We start from the raw sequence: 15,013 nt of genomic DNA, 5'->3' as shown, positions 1-15,013 counted from the left end.
CCCCGATGAATCTTCCCGCGCATCCGCTGCCCGACTTCCGCCGGCCCGAGACCCTGCTCGCGCACGTCGCCGACACCATGGCCTTCTACGATCCGGTCGCGCTGGATCCGAACGGCGGCTTCTTCCATTACTTCCGCGACGACGGCTCGGTCTACGACGCCTCGCACCGGCACCTGGTCAGCAGCACGCGCTTCGTCTTCAACTACGCGATGGCGGCGATCGAATTCGGCCGCGACGACTACCGCGAGCGCGCACGCCACGGCCTGCGCTATCTGCGCGAGGCGCATCGCGACGCCGCCAGCGGCGGTTACGCGTGGACGATCCGCGACGGCCGCGCCGAAGACCGCATGAACCACTGCTACGGCGTGGCCTTCGTACTGCTGGCCTACTCCACCGCGCGCAAGGCCGGCATCGCCGAGGCCGCGGCGTGGATGGACGAAACCTGGGAACTGCTGGAAGCGCGCTTCTGGGAGCCGAACCACGGCCTGTACCGCGACGAGGCCGACGCGCAGTGGAACTTCACCGGCTATCGCGGCCAGAACGCCAACATGCACATGTGCGAAGCGATGCTGGCCGCGTTCGAAGCCTCGGGCGAAGCGCGCTATCTGCAGCGCGCGCTAACGCTGGCGCAGAACATGACCCAGCGTCAGGCGGCCCAGGCCGACGGGCTGGTGTGGGAGCACTACGACCGCGACTGGAACATCGACTGGGATTATCACCGCGACGACCCCAAGCACCTGTTCCGCCCCTGGGGGTTCCAGCCCGGCCACCAGACCGAGTGGGCCAAGCTGCTGCTGATCCTCGACCGCCACCTCACCGCACGCGGCGAAACCGTGGACTGGCTGGTGCCTACCGCGCGTCACCTGTTCGACGTCGCGGTCGCGCGCTCCTGGGACCCCGAGCACGGCGGGCTGTGTTACGGATTCGCCCCCGACGGCACGGTCTGCGACGACGACAAGTATTTCTGGGTCCAGGCCGAATCGCTGGCGACCGCGGCGCTGCTGGCGATCCGCACCGGCGAGGCGCAGTACTGGGCGTGGTACGACAAGCTGTGGGCCTACGCCTGGCAGCACATGGTCGATCATCGCTACGGCGCCTGGTACCGGATTCTCGATCGCGAGAACCGCAAGTACAGCGACGAGAAGAGCCCGGCGGGCAAGACCGATTACCACACCATGGGCGCCTGCTATGAAGTGCTGCGCTGGCTGCGGCAACGCTGAGGTCTGCCGCGGCGCCGAGCTCGCGGCGCACCGGCTTTCTCTGGGAGCGGCGTGAGCCGCGACCAAGGGATGCGCAGAAAACCATAAGCGTTCGCCCCCCCATCGAAACTACGCCGCCCCCCTGTAGGAGCGGCGCAAGCCGCGGCAACCAAAGCGCTGCACGCAAGGGCACCGGCGCGGGCGCCCGACAGCCGCCAGCGCTCACAGCGCCGGGCTTCGGAAGGCAACGCGGTATCGAACCGCTGCGGTTGTCGCGGCTTGCGCCGCTCCTGCCCCGGTAAGCGGGCGCCGCGTTCATCCGCCGCTCGTCGGGAGGGCGGCGCCTGCGCCCGCACCGAGGGCCGCTCGCCCAGACCGCCGGGCCTATCCTGGGCGCCCGCCTCCGAGGATCGCGCCATGGATACCCAGCAGATCGCCAACCGCTACGTCGAGCTGTGCCGCGCGGGCAAGCACGAGCAGATCCAGGACGAACTCTATGCCGACGACGCCGTCAGCATCGAAGCGCCGGGCAATCAGGCCGGGCCGCTCGGCAACGTGGAAGGCCTGGCCGCGATCCGCGAGAAGGGACGCCGGTTCATGGACGACGTGATCGAGATCCACGACAGCTGGTGCAGCGATCCGGCGGTCGGCGGCGACTGGTTCAGCCTGGCGATGAGCATCGACGCCACCTACAAGAGCATGGGCCGCATGCCGATGGCCGAGGTCGCGGTGTACAAGGTGCGCGACGGCAAGATCGTGCACGAGCAGTTTTTCTACGGCTGAGCCTGCGCGCGCCGCGGACGGCGGCCGCAGCGAGTTCGCGCGCGTGTCCGCGGCCGCACGGGAATGCGGCGCCGCCGGCGCGATCGCGGCCAACGCGCCCGGCCGGCAAGCCGGCGGGGGCGTTCAGCCCGGCACGGGAGCGGGGCCGAGCGCAACGCGGCAGGCGCGCGCGACGGCTCGGCGCCGGAAACGAAACAGGCCCCGCGAGCGGGGCCTGTTTCGTATTGCGTGCGCGGCCCGACCGACTCAGTCGATGTCGAGGAAGCTGCGCAGCTGTTCCGAGCGGCTCGGGTGACGCAGCTTGCGCAGCGCCTTGGCTTCGATCTGGCGGATGCGCTCGCGGGTCACGTCGAACTGCTTGCCGACCTCTTCCAGGGTGTGGTCGGTGTTCATGTCGATGCCGAAGCGCATGCGCAACACCTTGGCCTCCCTCGGGGTCAGGCCGGCGAGCACGTCGCGGACCGTCTCGGAGAGGTTGATGTTGGTGGTCGCTTCCACCGGGGACTCCACGTTGGTGTCCTCGATGAAGTCGCCCAGATGCGAGTCCTCGTCGTCGCCGATCGGGGTCTCCATCGAGATCGGTTCCTTGGCGATCTTCATGACCTTCCGGATCTTGTCCTCCGGCATGTCCATTTCCTTCGCCAGCTCTTCCGGAGTCGCTTCGCGGCCGTACTGCTGCAGCATCTGGCGGCTGATGCGGTTGAGCTTGTTGATCGTCTCGATCATGTGCACCGGGATGCGGATGGTGCGGGCCTGATCGGCGATCGAGCGGGTGATGGCCTGGCGGATCCACCAGGTGGCGTAGGTCGAGAACTTGAAGCCGCGGCGGAACTCGAACTTGTCCACCGCCTTCATCAGGCCGATGTTGCCTTCTTGGATCAGGTCGAGGAACTGCAGGCCGCGGTTGGTGTACTTCTTGGCGATGGAGATCACCAGGCGCAGGTTGGCCTCGACCATCTCCTTCTTGGCCTTGCGCGCCTTGGCTTCGCCGTAGGCGACCTGGCGGCTGATTTCCTTGATGTCGGCCAGGGTCAGCAGCGAGGCCTGCTCCAACTCGATGGTGGCCTGCTGCTCGGCGATGATCTGGTCCTTGACGTCGCGCAGGCCCGACGACCACTTCTGCTTGCGCTTGAGCAGCTCGTCGACCCATTCCAGATTGGTCTGGTTGCCTTCCCAGGCGCGGATGAAGTCCTTGCGCGGCATCTTGGCCACGCGCGTGGCCAGGTCGAGGATCTTGCGCTCGTGGTCCTTGATCGCGCCGACCACGTCGCGCAGGTTGCGCATCAGAGTGTCGGTCAGGGCCAGCGGCAGCTTGAGGGTGACGAACACCGCGGCGATGTCCTCGCGCAGCTTGGTCACGGTCTTGTGGCCCGCGCCGTTCTTGACCTGGGCCTTGAGGAACTTGCCGTGCAGGTCGGCGATGGCCTCCATGCGCGCGGCGACCTCGACCGGGTCCGGACCGGACGTGGTCTCTTCGGCGTCGGCGTCGTCGGCCGCCTCGACTTCGTCCTCGTCGTCTTCGGTGGCCGCGTCGTCGTCGACCGGCAGCGCCGCCGCCGGCGGCTCGGGCTCTTCATCGAGGTGGTCGTTGAAGCCGACCACGATCTCGGCCAGGCGCTTCTTGCCGGCCTTGTGCTGCTCGTAATCGTCGAGGATCAGCTGGACCGTGCCCGGGAACAGCGCCAGCGAGGCCTGGACCTGGTTCAGGCCCTCCTCGATGCGCTTGGCGATGGCGATTTCGCCTTCGCGGGTCAACAGCTCGACCGTACCCATTTCGCGCATGTACATGCGCACCGGGTCGGTGGTGCGGCCGCCTTCGCCGTCGAGCGCGGTCAGCGCCGCGGCGGCTTCTTCGGCCGCGGTGTCGTCGACTTCGCGGTTACCGGTATTGCCGTCGGCGAGCAACAGCGTTTCGGCATCGGGCGCGACTTCGTGCACCTCGATGCCCATGCCGTTGATCATGCCGATGATGTCTTCGATCTGCTCGGCGTCGACCAGATCGTCGGGCAGGTGATCGTTGACCTCGGCATAGGTCAGGTAGCCCTGCTCCAAGCCCTTGGAAATCAGGAGCTTGATATCGGACGGAGGGGGCTGACGTTCGTTGGCCATGGGCTGCGCCACCGCTGGGATAGGGGAACGCTCCAGTATAGCAGATCCGGCAGGGTCGGCCGGAGGGCCGGGACCAGGCGGGACGGGGCTAAGACCGAAGCAGGAAAGTGACCGGGCCGTCGTTGACCAGGCTGACGACCATATGGGCGCCGAAGCGACCGGTTTCCACCCCTCCGGCGTGACGTTGCCGGCAGGTTTCGACCAGCCGGTTGAATAGCGGTTCAGCCAGGGCCGGGGCGGCGGCGGTGCTGAAGCCCGGACGCATGCCGCTGCGGGTGTCGGCGGCCAGGGTGAACTGGCTGACCAGCAGCAGGCCGCCGCCGGTATCGGCCAGGCCACGGTTCATCCGCCCGGCCTCGTCGGCGAACACCCGGTAGCCGAGCAGGCGCTCGGCCATGCGCGCGATCTGGGCCTCGCCGTCGCCGGGCTCTACCCCGACCAGGGCCAGCAGCCCGGGCCCGATCGCGCCGACGGTTTCGCCGTCGACCACGACCGAGGCCTGGGCGACGCGCTGGATCAAGCTCAACATGCGGACGGACACCACGAGGCTTCGGACCGGCAAGTCTAAAAGGGAGGCAGGGGCTGCAGCGCGCTTAACCCCCTGCAGCCCTTTCACTAAACTGGGCCGATGACCCGCTTCGTCGCCCGCCTGCTCTATCTTCTCGCCAGCGCGCTGGGCCGCCTGCCGTGGTCCTGGCAGATGCGCCTGGGCGACGCGGTGGCCCGGCTGTGGCAGCGCCGGGCCGCGCGCGAGGCCCGGGTCGCCCGGGTCAACCTGGAACTGGCCTACCCCGGCCTGGCCGCCGAAGAGCGCGAACGCCTGCAGCGGGCCATCGTCCGCACCACCGCGCGCCAGGCGATCGAGACTCTGCGCCTGTGGACCCGGCCGCATGCCGAGAACCTCGCCCTGCTGCGCGAGCAGCACGGCGTCGAGCTGTTCGACGCCGCCCTGGCCGCCGGCCGCGGCCTGATCGTGGCCGCGCCGCACTACGGCAACTGGGAACTGCTCAACCAATGGCTGGCCTCGCGCACGCCGCTGGCGATCCTGTACCGGCCGCCGGAATCGGCGGTCGGCGAAGCCTTCCTCAACCTGGTCCGCGCCGACAGCGACACCGGCCGGGTGACCCAGGTCCGCGCCGAGGGCGCGGCGGTGCGCCAACTGTGGAAACGGCTCAGCGCCGGCGGCGTGGTCGGGATCCTGCCCGACCAGCAGCCCAAGGCCGGCGACGGCGAGTTCGCGCCGTTCTTCGGCGTGCCGGCGCTGACCATGACCCTGCTCGGCCGGCTCGCCGAACGCACCGGCGCGACGGTGCTGTTCTGTTACTGCGAACGCCTGCCCTCGCACCCGCAGCAACCGGCGTTCGCGCTGCGCGTCGAAGCCGCGCCGGCCGGCATCGCCGACCCCGATCCGCAGCGCGCCTGCGTCGCGCTCAACGCCGCCGTCGAGCGCATCGCCCGGCGCGATCCGGCCCAGTACCAGTGGACGTACAAACGCTACACCCTGCGGCCGTCCGGCAACGGCGACGACAACCCGTATCGGTTGCGCTGAGCGCGCCGCAGCGCGCACTGCGCGGCCGCCGCCGCGGCTACACTCGGCGCTTCACCGCAGCCCCCGAACGACGATGACCGACGCGCCCGACAGCGCCGATTCCCTTGCCCCGCCGGCCCCCGCACCGGCCGCCGACGAGGGTTGGCAACGGCTGCCGCCGCGCGCCCAGTTGCTGTGCACGATCGATGTCAGCCTATCGCTGGCGGCGCTGTTCGCGATCGCCGGAGTGGTGCTCGGCGTGCTGACCCGCGGCCTGCTGGTCGGTACCGCCAGCGCGCTCACCGGCGCCCTGCTCGGCGCCGGCATCGGCACCTGGATCGGCCTGCGCCGTTACCGCAACACCTTGTGGCGGCTGGACGCGCACGGCTTCGCGGTGCGCCGCGGCGTCGCCTGGCAGCGCGAGACGCTGGTGCCGCTGACCCGGGTCCAGCACCTCGACCTCAAGCACAGCCCGCTGCAGCGCCTGCGCGACCTGGCCACCCTGGTCGTGCACACCGCCGGCACCCGCCACAGCGCGGTGTCGATCGATCATCTCGACGCCGCCGACGCCGAACGCCTGCGCGAACGCCTGGGCCGCCAACTCGACCACGACGACGAGGCCTGATGAGCGCTTCCCAGCCCGCCGAACCGTCCGCCGGCGTCGCCGCCGAGCCCGCGACCGCGCCGCCGCCCGCCGCGCCGCAGGGCGAGGCCGCGCTCGACCGGCGCCTGCATCCGATGTCGTGGCTGTTCGTGCTGATCCAGCAGCTCAAGCAGTTCGTGGTGCCGCTGATCGCGCTGCTGGTGTTCGGCCGCGGCGACCGCAACGAGTTGTGGTCGCTGATCGGCGTCGGCGTGCTGGTGGCGGTGTCGATCTGGCGCTACCTGACCTATCGCTACGGCATCGGCGCCAACCACCTGGTCGTGCGCAGCGGCCTGTTCAACCGCAGCCTGCGCGAGATCCCGTTCGTACGGATCCAGAACGTGGCCGTGCACCAGACCGTGCTGCACCGCCTGTTCGGGGTCGCCGAGGTGCGCCTGGAGTCGGCCGGCAGCAAAGAGCCCGAGGCGCAGATGCGGGTGCTCAAGCTGGCCGACGCGTTGGCCCTGGAGGCGCTGGTGCGTCGGCGCGGCGACGCGCCCGCGCCGGGCCAGGCCGAGGCGCCGGCCGAAGTGCTGCTGCGCCTGCCGCCGGCCGAAGTCCTGCGCCTGGGGCTGGTCTCGGACGGCGGCCTGGTCCTGATCGGCGCCGGCTTCGCCGCACTGAGCCAGGCCATGCCCGACTTCAGCGCCAAAGTGCCCGGCCGGCTGATGCGCGAAGCCGCGCGCTGGTTGTTCGGCCGGGTCGAGTCCTACCACCTCGACGCGCTCGGCTACGTCGGCGTGGCCCTGGTGCTGGCCTTGGCCCTGGCGGTCGCGCTCAAGCTGCTGTCGATGGCGCTGGCGGTGCTGCGCTACTACGGCTTCGAACTCAGCGAACACGGCCGCCGCCTGACCGCCGAGCGCGGCCTGCTCGGGCGCTGGCGCACCACGGTGCCGCGCCGGCGCATCCAGGCCTGGACCCTGGAGGAAGGCCTGCTGCACCGCCTGCTCGCCCGTCGCCGGCTGGCGGTGGACACGGTCGGCGCCGGCGACCAAGACGACGGACGCGCGCTGAAGGAGCTGGCGCCGATCGCATCGGCACCGGCCTGCGATGCGCTGATCGAACGCCTGTTGCCCGGCGCTCGGCTGGAGCAACTGCAATGGCGCCCGCTACCGGACGCGGCCTGGTGGCGGCTGTTCCTGCCCGACGTGCCCTGGGTCGCGCTGGCGGCGTTCGCGTTGTATTGGCAGATCGGCGCCTTGAGCGCGCTGGCGCTGGCCTGGTTGCCGTGGGCCGCGTTCAAGGCCCAGCGCCGCGCGCGCCGGATCGGCTATGCGCTGGATTCGCAGTTGGTCGCGGTGCGCGAAGGCTGGTGGCGGCGCTACTGGCGCTTCGCCGAACTCGACAAGCTGCAGGCCTTGCAGATCACCCGTTCGCCGCTCGACCGCCGTTGCGGCACCGCGACGTTGTGGCTGGACACCGCCGGCGGCGGTGCGCTGGGGCCGCCGCTGCGGATCCGCTTCCTGCCCGAGGACGAGGCGCGACGGCTGTACGCCGCATTGGCCGCGGTGCTGGCGCGGCGGCCGCTGCGCTGGTGAGCGCGCGCGGCCGAAGCGCCGCGGGACAGCGGGTCTCAGCCGGCCGGCTGCGGCCAGGCCGGGCCGAGGCCGGCGACCGCCGCGCCGTCGGGCTGCGGCTGTTGCTGCAGGCCGTGCTCGGTCCAGGTCAGGCGCCGGCGCCGGGTCTGCGCGCGCAGGCGGCGATTGAAGGCGATGCTCTCGGCGCTGGCATAGCCGCGCGGGTGGTCCAGGTGCACCACGATCGCGCGATGGCGGATGCGGATGCCGCGGATGCCGGCGTTGCGCAGACGCTCGCCGAACTCGCGGTCCTGGCCGCCGTAGCGCATGCGCTCGTCGAAGCCGTTGACGGCGAGGATGTCGCGCTTCCAGCCCGATGCGCCGTGTCCGTTCCAACTCGCCCGCGCCGGGCTGACCTGGTCCAGCAACCAGGCCAGCCGCGGCGGCGCCGTCAGTTTGAGATCGCGCCGCGTGGCCGGCATGCCGTGCGCGCGCAGCCAGCGCGCGTCGAAGCAGCGGCCGCTGGCGATGTCGTCGGGGCCGATGCGCCGGCTCGTCTCCATCGGCAGCTTGTGATAGCCGCCGGACAGGAAACGGCCCGGCCGGCGCAGGCGCAGATGGGTGGCGACGAAATCGGCGCGCGGAATGCAGTCGCCGTCGGTGAAGATCAGATAGTCGGCGGCGCTGGCCCGGATCGCCATGTTCAGCGCCTGGCATTTGCGGAAGCCCTGGTCGGGCTGCCACAGGTGCCGCAGCGGCATCGGCAACCGCGGCCGCAGGCGCTCGATGCAGGCACGGGTGTCCTCGCCGCTGCCGTCGTCGGCGATCAGGATCTCGAAGTCGCGCCGGCTCTGCGCGGCGAAACCCAGCAGCACCTTCTCCAGCCAGGCCGGCTGGTTGTAGGTGGTGAACACGACGCTGGCGACGGGCGGTTGAGTCATAGGGGCGCGGCAGTGGCGAAGGAGCAATCAAGCCGCAACGCGTCCGCGCCATCATGGTTTGCGCGTCCCGCGGTTGCGGCGCGCCCACCTTGACCTGCGAATACGACGATGCCGTTACCGGACCATGCCAGTTCTCCGCGCCGTCCCGCGTTGTCGGCGACGGTGATCGCCTGCGACGAGGCCGACCGCATCGCCGACTGCCTGGCGTCGCTGGCGTTCTGCGACGAGATCCTGGTGGTCGACTCGGGCTCGCGCGACGCCACCGCGGACATCGCGCGCGGCTTCGGCGCGCGCGTGCTGCACCGGCCGTTCGACGGCTTCCGCAGCCAGAAGCAGTTCGCGATCGAACAGGCTGCGCACGACTGGGTGTTGTGCGTCGATGCCGACGAACGCATCGACGCGACTCTGCGCGAAGCGATCGAGCGCGCCCGCGACGCCGGTTTCGCCGCGGCGGCCGGCTACCGCTTCGCCCGCCGCTCGGAGTACTTCGGCCGCTACCTGCGCCACGGCAACGCCTACCCGGACCGCAAGCTGCGCCTGTTCGACCGCCGTCGCGGCGGCTGGCGCGGCGACCGCGAGGTGCACGAAAGCGCCAGCGTCGACGGCGCGGTGGCGACCCTGCGCGGCGACCTGCTGCACCGCCCGTTCCGTTCGTTCGAACACCAGTTGGCCAAGGGCCGGCGCTACGCGCAGATGATGGCCGAGCACGACCACGCCCGCGGCCGACGCGCTTCGCTGGCGCGGCTAGTGCTTTCGCCGGCCTGGCGGTTCTGGCGCGGCTATCTGCTGCGCGGCGGCTTCCTCGACGGCTGGCCGGGACTGATCTACGCCTACGTCACCGCGTACACGGCGCGGCAGAAGACGATCCGGTTGTGGCTGCTGGAAAAGCGCGGGAGATAGCGAACGCCGCGAGCCAGCGCGCGGGAATCAGGACGAAGAAAGAGCGCGAGGGCCTGGCGTCTGCGCATTTCCCTTCAGATCGGGCTTCCGTCGACACCGGCCCGCCGCCCCGTGGCCTTCAGCCGGTCGGCCCCCAATACCCCAGCTCGCGCCGGATCTGCAGGCCGCGCAGCAAGGACGTGAACGGCCGCTTGCGCAAGCGGCCGAGACGGCCGGCGAGCAGGTCGTCGGTGGCCGCGATGACGCGCTGCGAAGAGCGGCCGTCGCGGTAGGGATGGATCTGCTCGGCGTAGGCGTCGATCGCCTGCTGCAAGGCCGCATCCGGCGCGAACGCGCGCGCCAGCTGCGCGGGCAGCTGCGCCGGGTCGGCGAAATCCAGCATGTGCGGCTTGGGCGCGCGATTGCGGAAAGTCACCACCGGCTTGCGCTGGACCACGAACTCCGACACCACCGAGGTGGTGTCGGCGAGCAGCACGTCGGCGGCGCGCTGGGCCGCGATCAGCTGCTCGGTCTCGACGAAATGCGCGTTCGGCCCCTGCAGCGCGCGATAGCGCTGGAACAGCTCCGGCGCGCACTTGGGGTGCAAGGTCAGCAGCCAGTAGCGCTCGCCGGCGGCGACCTGCGCGGCGATCGCGTCCAGCAGATGCGGCGCGGCGCTGAGGCGCTCGGTGAAGGTCGAGGCGAACAGCACCACCGGCCGGCCGCCGGCGCGGGCCCGCAATTGCGCGGCGCTGCCGTCGTCGTCGCGGAACAAGGGGTCGAGCTTGGGCCAGCCGGTCTCGACCACGGCGAAGTGCCCGGCCTGCTCGGCCAGGGCGCGGAACGGGGCGGTGGTCGCCGGGCCCTGGGTGCAGTACAGGTCGAACAGGCCGCGCACGCGGAAATGGCCGCGCGCGTCGTCGCGCTTTTCGACGTTGAAGCCATGGAACAACTGCACCTTGGCCCCGGCGATGAACGGCGGCACCCAGTTGGCGGCGCTGAACACCGCGCGCGGCTTCAGCGCGACCGCGGCGCGCAGGCCGTCACGCCCCGGCGCGAGCCGCCGCACCGGCGCCGGCAAGGCCGATTCCGCCGCGCCGTCGGCGAACCAGGCGTGGGCGACATGGCCCTGCGCGTGCAACGCCTCCGCCAGCGGCTGCAGGATCGGCAGGGCGTAGCGTTCGGTGGCGAAAAGCAGGTAATCGGACATGGATGCAGCGCTGGGAAGCCTGCAGCGAGTTTAGAGGAACCGAACACCCGCGAAAGTCCGGGCCGACGACCCGCTTCCGGCGCGCCCGCGCTCGCTCCTCTCCCCGCTTCCGGCCGCCGGAGTATCCTGGCCGCCAAACCGCCGTGCCCCATCACCGCCCCGGACCGCCGCCATCGACACGCCCTCGCCCGCCGCTGCCCGCCCGCGCCTGTCGGCCTGCATCATCGCCTTCGACGAGGCCGACCGGATCGGCGACTGCATCGCCTCGTTGTCGTTCTGCGACGAGGTGCTGGTGGTCGATTCGCATTCGCGCGACGCCACCGTGGCGATCGCCCAGGCGGCCGGCGCGCGCGTGCTGCAGCGCGCCTTCGACGGCTTCCGCAGCCAGAAGCAGTTCGCGATCGAGCAGGCTGCGCACGATTGGGTGCTGTGCCTGGATGCGGACGAACGGGTGAGCGGGGAGCTGCGCGCGGCGATCGAGGCGGCGCGCGCGCGCGGCTTCGCCGATGCGGCCGGCTATCGCTTCGCCCGGCTGTCGGACTACTTCGGCAGGTTCCTGCGCCACGGCAACGCCTACCCCGACCGGGTGCTGCGCTTGTTCGACCGCCGCCGCGGCGGTTGGCGCGGCAAACGCGAGGTGCACGAGGCCGCCAGCGTCGACGGCGCCGTCGCGACCTTGCGCGGCGATCTGATCCACTACCCGTACCGTTCGCTGGAGCAGCAACTGGCCAAGACCGAGCGCTATGCGCGGATGATGGCCGAGCACGACCATGCGCGCGGCAAGCGCGCGACCCTGGCCAAGCTGGTGCTGGCGCCGGCCTGGCGCTTCTGGCGCGGCTACCTGCTGCGCGGCGGCTTCCTCGACGGCTGGCACGGCCTGGTCTACGCCTATGTGCGCGCCAACTACGTGCGGCAGAAGACGGTGATGCTGTGGCTGCTGCAGAACGGGCAGCCGGTGACTACGCCGCGGCGCGACTGAGGACGGGGCAAGATACGGCGCTAGGACGGCATAACGCGGTCGCGGTTCGCGCCGCTCCTGCAAAAGCCCATGCTGCGGGAATGAAGCCCGCGACGCGGTAGGCGCCGCCGAAGCCCGCGCGCTTCAGCGCAGCGCGTCGCAGTCTTCCTCGCCCGCTTCGCGCAGGGCGAAGCCGTACAGCACGCCGACCGCGATCGCGTAGAACGAGGCGATCAGCTGGTGGGCGAACATCGACTGGGTCAGGCCGCAGGCCAGATAGACCAGGATCAGCACCACCCCGGCCAGGGCCGCGCTGCGCGCGCGGCCGGTGACGCGCTCGCGCAGGCGGCGCGCGAACAACGCCAGCGGAACGAGATAGACCGCCAACACCGCCAGCAGGCCGGGCGCGCCCATGGTCGCCGCCCATTCGGCCAGATCGCTGTGGGCGTGGCCGAGCTTGCAGAAACCGATCCGCGGCGCCGGCGGCCGGCATTGCGGGGTCGCCAGCACCACCTCTTCGAAACGTCCCACGCCGATCCCGCTGAGCGGATGCTCGGCGAAGGTCTCGCCGGCCAGGCGCAGCAAGGTCAGGCGCGCGCCCAGCGAGGACTCGGCATCGCCTTCGCGCAGCCGGTCGACGTCGGTGCGCAACTCGTGCATGCGGGTCTGCTCGGCCAAGGGCGCGACCCATACCGCCGCAGCGGCCGCCAACACCAGCGCCGCCAGCATCGCCCAGCTGAGCTTGCGCGCGCGGCCGCCGCTGACCAACAGGCCCACCAGCAGCACCAGCGCCAGGCCCGGCCAGACTCCGCGGCTGCCGCTGAGCGCGATCGCGCCGACGCCGAGCGCGCAGGCGACGGTGGTCCACAGCAACTCGCCGGAAGGACGGCAGTACACCGCGATCACGACCACGCCGATCAGCGCATCGGCGAATACGATCGCGTTCGCGGTCCAGCCGGCGGCGCGGTCGGCGCCGCCCAGGACCTGGATCAGCGCGATCAGGAAACCGCCGGCCAGACCGAGCAGGGCGCCGCGCCACAACCAACGCCGCGAGGGCCGGTAAGCGAACACCATCAGAGCGAAGAACGGCAGGGTCAGCAGGCGCAGGCGATTGTCGATCTCGCGCCAGCGCACGTCGAACTGGAACTTGGACACCACCGCGACCGCGACCACGCCCAGCACCAGCCACCACAGCAGCCGCAGCGAACCGCCGAGTTCGCGCCAGCCGCGGGCCAGGCGTTCGGGCGCCAGCGCCAGCGCCAGCAAGGCGAAGGCGGTGAACGGCGACAACCCCCAGGGCGTGGCGACCAGCAGCGCCGGCAGGCACAGCAGGCCGGCTTCCAGCGCATGCCGGGCCCAGCGCTGGCGCGGCGATTCGCCGGCGGAGCGGACCGCGGCGGAGCGGGCCGAGGCAGAGACGGCGGACGGACTGGACGACACCGATCAGTCCGGGTCGTCTTCGTGCGGTCGCAGGGTCGGCGCCGCCGGGCAGTTCGCGCGGGCGGCGTAGGGCACCAGCCACCACACGCGCCGGTTGGCGCGGCCGCCGAGTTCGATCTTGCTGCGGTCGACGCAGTCCGGCAGCGCCGGCTCCTGCACCAGCAGCCAGCGCCGCGCCGGCGCCTGCTTCTGCCAGGCCAGGCCGTGCTCGAGCTGCTTGGCCCAGCCCATGACGAAGCCGAAGGTGGTGGTCTGGGAGCGGCTCTGCAGCAGGTTCTGTTCCTTCCACGCGACCAGGCCGAGCTCGGCGTCCGGACCGATGCGTTCGGCAACGCGGGTCATGACCCCGCGCGCGGAAGAAGAGTCGTTGAGCACCGGCGTGACCAGCAGACCGTACAGCACCCACAGACCGCACAGGGTCGAGGCCATGGCGTGGATCGGCCGGCGCCGGCCGAACCACAGCAGCGACGCCAGGCCCCAGGCGCCGATCGCCAGGATCGCGGCCTCCAGCTGGCGGCCGCCGTCGGTGAAGCCGCGGTCGGCGATCAGCTTGGCTTCGAACTTGGGATCGCCGAACCACATCGACAGGCCGACGCCGAGCAAGGCGAAGGTCAGCACCGCGGCGAAGCCCAGGGCGATGCGGCGCGGCCACAGCTTGCGCACGATGCCGGGCAGCAGCGGCGCGAACATCAGGCAGGCCATCGGCAGCGCCGGCAGGATGTAGACGTCGCGCTTGCCGTGCGGAATCGAAAAGAACACGATCACCAGCGCCCACCAGGCCAGCGGCAGCAGGTAGCGCGGGTCGATCCGGCGCAGGCGTCGGCGCCAGGCCGGCAGCGCCCACGGCAACGCCAGCATCGGCGGCAGCCACATCGACAGCATCACCCCCAGGTGGTACCAGACCGGCTGGTGGTGGTCCCAGGAGTTGGAATAGCGGCCCGCGGTCTGACGGAACAGGATGTCGTTGAGATAGGCGCGGTAGCTGGGATCGTCGTTGGACAGCGCGGCGGTCACCATCGGCACGATCCACAGCGACACCGCCGCCACGAAGGCCAGCGGGCCGAGCCAGAAGCGCGGGTTGCCGATGCCGGCGCGCACCGGCATCGCGGTCCAGGCCAGCCACCGCCCGCCGCCGCGCGCGTGCAGCGGCCGCAGCAGCGCCGCCAGCGCCACCGGCGCCAGCATCAGCAAGGCGATCGCGCCCACGCCCTTGGTGATCGTGCCGATGCCGGCGGCGAACCAGCCCAGCGCCCACCAGCGCCAGTTCGGCCCGGTCAGCAGATGGCGCAGCAGGCCGTAGTTGGCGAAGGTGATCCAGAACACCACCGAGGGGTCGATCTGGGCTTTCTTGGCCTGGTAGGCGAAATGCAGGGTCAACAACAGAGCCCAGCCGGCGTAATAGCCGACCTGGCGCGTCCACAGCCGGCGGCCGAGATCGACCACGCACCACAGCGTGCCCATCGCCGCCAGCAGCGAGGGCAGCAGGAAGGCGATGCGCCAGTTCTGGGTGATCAGGAACGAGACCGCCTCGGTCCACATGAACAACGGCGGCTTGTCCGAATACAGCTCGGTGCCGCGGTGCGGGAACAGCCACTGGCCGCTCTCGACCATCTGCTTGGCGACCAGCGCGAAACGCGGCTCGTCGGCGGGCCAGGGGTCGCGCAGGCCCAGGCCGGCCCCGAGGACAAGCCAGGCGACGATCCAGAACAGCCAGGCTTGCTGGGAGCGGAGAGTCTTGAGCATGCGCGGAATGATACGAGGCCGTTCAGGCCGGGTGGAGGGGCGGCGAGACACGACGCCCTGCCG

13 protein-coding genes are annotated in these 15,013 nt (G+C 71.0%); 7 read left to right on the top strand and 6 right to left on the bottom strand.

From position 1 onward, the window contains the following. Positions 1-5: 5 nt before the first annotated feature. Complete coding sequence (locus V2J18_RS01905) at positions 6-1,220, top strand: AGE family epimerase/isomerase (RefSeq protein ID WP_064748170.1); 1,215 nt, start codon at positions 6-8, stop codon at positions 1,218-1,220. Positions 1,221-1,616: 396 nt separating this feature from the next. Continuing rightward, a complete protein-coding gene (locus V2J18_RS01900) occupies positions 1,617-1,982 on the top strand; it encodes a nuclear transport factor 2 family protein (RefSeq protein ID WP_064748171.1) in 366 nt (121 codons plus the stop codon). Positions 1,983-2,228: 246 nt separating this feature from the next. Here the strand turns inward: V2J18_RS01900 and rpoD are convergent, their stop codons facing one another. Both rpoD and dtd read right to left on the bottom strand, forming a co-directional pair. Continuing rightward, positions 2,229-4,091 (bottom strand): RNA polymerase sigma factor RpoD, encoded by a 1,863-nt coding sequence (rpoD, locus tag V2J18_RS01895; protein ID WP_064748172.1) that lies wholly within the window; start codon positions 4,089-4,091, stop codon positions 2,229-2,231. 88 nt (positions 4,092-4,179) lie between these two features. Next, positions 4,180-4,620: a D-aminoacyl-tRNA deacylase gene (gene dtd, locus V2J18_RS01890; RefSeq protein WP_336133037.1), complete on the bottom strand. Its 441-nt coding sequence runs from the start codon at positions 4,618-4,620 to the stop codon at positions 4,180-4,182. Between the two features lie 99 nt (positions 4,621-4,719). On the opposite strand from dtd, the gene V2J18_RS01885 reads away from it, so the two are divergent. The 3 genes from V2J18_RS01885 to V2J18_RS01875 all read left to right on the top strand — a co-directional run bounded on the left by V2J18_RS01885 (position 4,720) and on the right by V2J18_RS01875 (position 7,800). Further along, the gene (locus V2J18_RS01885) at positions 4,720-5,640 is read left to right on the top strand and encodes a lauroyl acyltransferase (RefSeq protein WP_336130749.1); all 921 of its coding nucleotides are present in this window, start codon (positions 4,720-4,722) and stop codon (positions 5,638-5,640) included. A gap of 73 nt (positions 5,641-5,713) precedes the next feature. Next, the gene (locus V2J18_RS01880) at positions 5,714-6,244 is read left to right on the top strand and encodes a PH domain-containing protein (RefSeq protein WP_336130748.1); all 531 of its coding nucleotides are present in this window, start codon (positions 5,714-5,716) and stop codon (positions 6,242-6,244) included. A gap of 113 nt (positions 6,245-6,357) precedes the next feature. After that, positions 6,358-7,800, top strand: a complete 1,443-nt coding sequence (locus V2J18_RS01875) for a PH domain-containing protein (protein ID WP_064748183.1) — start codon at positions 6,358-6,360, stop codon at positions 7,798-7,800. A gap of 35 nt (positions 7,801-7,835) precedes the next feature. On the opposite strand, the gene V2J18_RS01870 is transcribed toward V2J18_RS01875, so the two are convergent. Next, entirely contained in the window at positions 7,836-8,720 is an 885-nt protein-coding gene (locus V2J18_RS01870) for a glycosyltransferase family 2 protein (protein ID WP_336130747.1), read from the bottom strand. Positions 8,721-8,828: 108 nt separating this feature from the next. Here V2J18_RS01870 and V2J18_RS01865 point away from each other — a divergent pair, with 108 nt between their 5' ends. Continuing rightward, positions 8,829-9,620: a glycosyltransferase family 2 protein gene (locus V2J18_RS01865; protein ID WP_064748176.1), complete on the top strand. Its 792-nt coding sequence runs from the start codon at positions 8,829-8,831 to the stop codon at positions 9,618-9,620. Positions 9,621-9,738: 118 nt separating this feature from the next. On the opposite strand, the gene V2J18_RS01860 is transcribed toward V2J18_RS01865, so the two are convergent. After that, positions 9,739-10,809, bottom strand: coding sequence for a CDP-glycerol glycerophosphotransferase family protein (locus tag V2J18_RS01860; protein ID WP_064748177.1), 1,071 nt, complete (start codon positions 10,807-10,809; stop codon positions 9,739-9,741). A gap of 172 nt (positions 10,810-10,981) precedes the next feature. Here V2J18_RS01860 and V2J18_RS01855 point away from each other — a divergent pair, with 172 nt between their 5' ends. Next, positions 10,982-11,788 carry a glycosyltransferase family 2 protein gene (locus tag V2J18_RS01855; RefSeq protein ID WP_064748179.1) on the top strand — a complete coding sequence of 269 codons (807 nt, stop codon included), beginning with the start codon at positions 10,982-10,984 and terminating at the stop codon, positions 11,786-11,788. A 123-nt stretch (positions 11,789-11,911) separates the two neighbouring features. Here the strand turns inward: V2J18_RS01855 and V2J18_RS01850 are convergent, their stop codons facing one another. Then, a complete protein-coding gene (locus tag V2J18_RS01850; RefSeq protein WP_336130745.1) occupies positions 11,912-13,207 on the bottom strand; it encodes an O-antigen ligase family protein in 1,296 nt (431 codons plus the stop codon). 3 nt (positions 13,208-13,210) lie between these two features. Beyond that, positions 13,211-14,950: an ArnT family glycosyltransferase gene (locus tag V2J18_RS01845; RefSeq protein ID WP_336130744.1), complete on the bottom strand. Its 1,740-nt coding sequence runs from the start codon at positions 14,948-14,950 to the stop codon at positions 13,211-13,213. Positions 14,951-15,013: the final 63 nt, after the last annotated feature.

It is taken from the genome of Lysobacter firmicutimachus (assembly GCF_037027445.1).
In the GTDB taxonomy this organism is placed as follows: domain Bacteria; phylum Pseudomonadota; class Gammaproteobacteria; order Xanthomonadales; family Xanthomonadaceae; genus Lysobacter; species Lysobacter firmicutimachus.
Note: the sequence above shows the minus strand (reverse complement) of the source record. Positions and strands in the feature narration are given on the sequence as shown.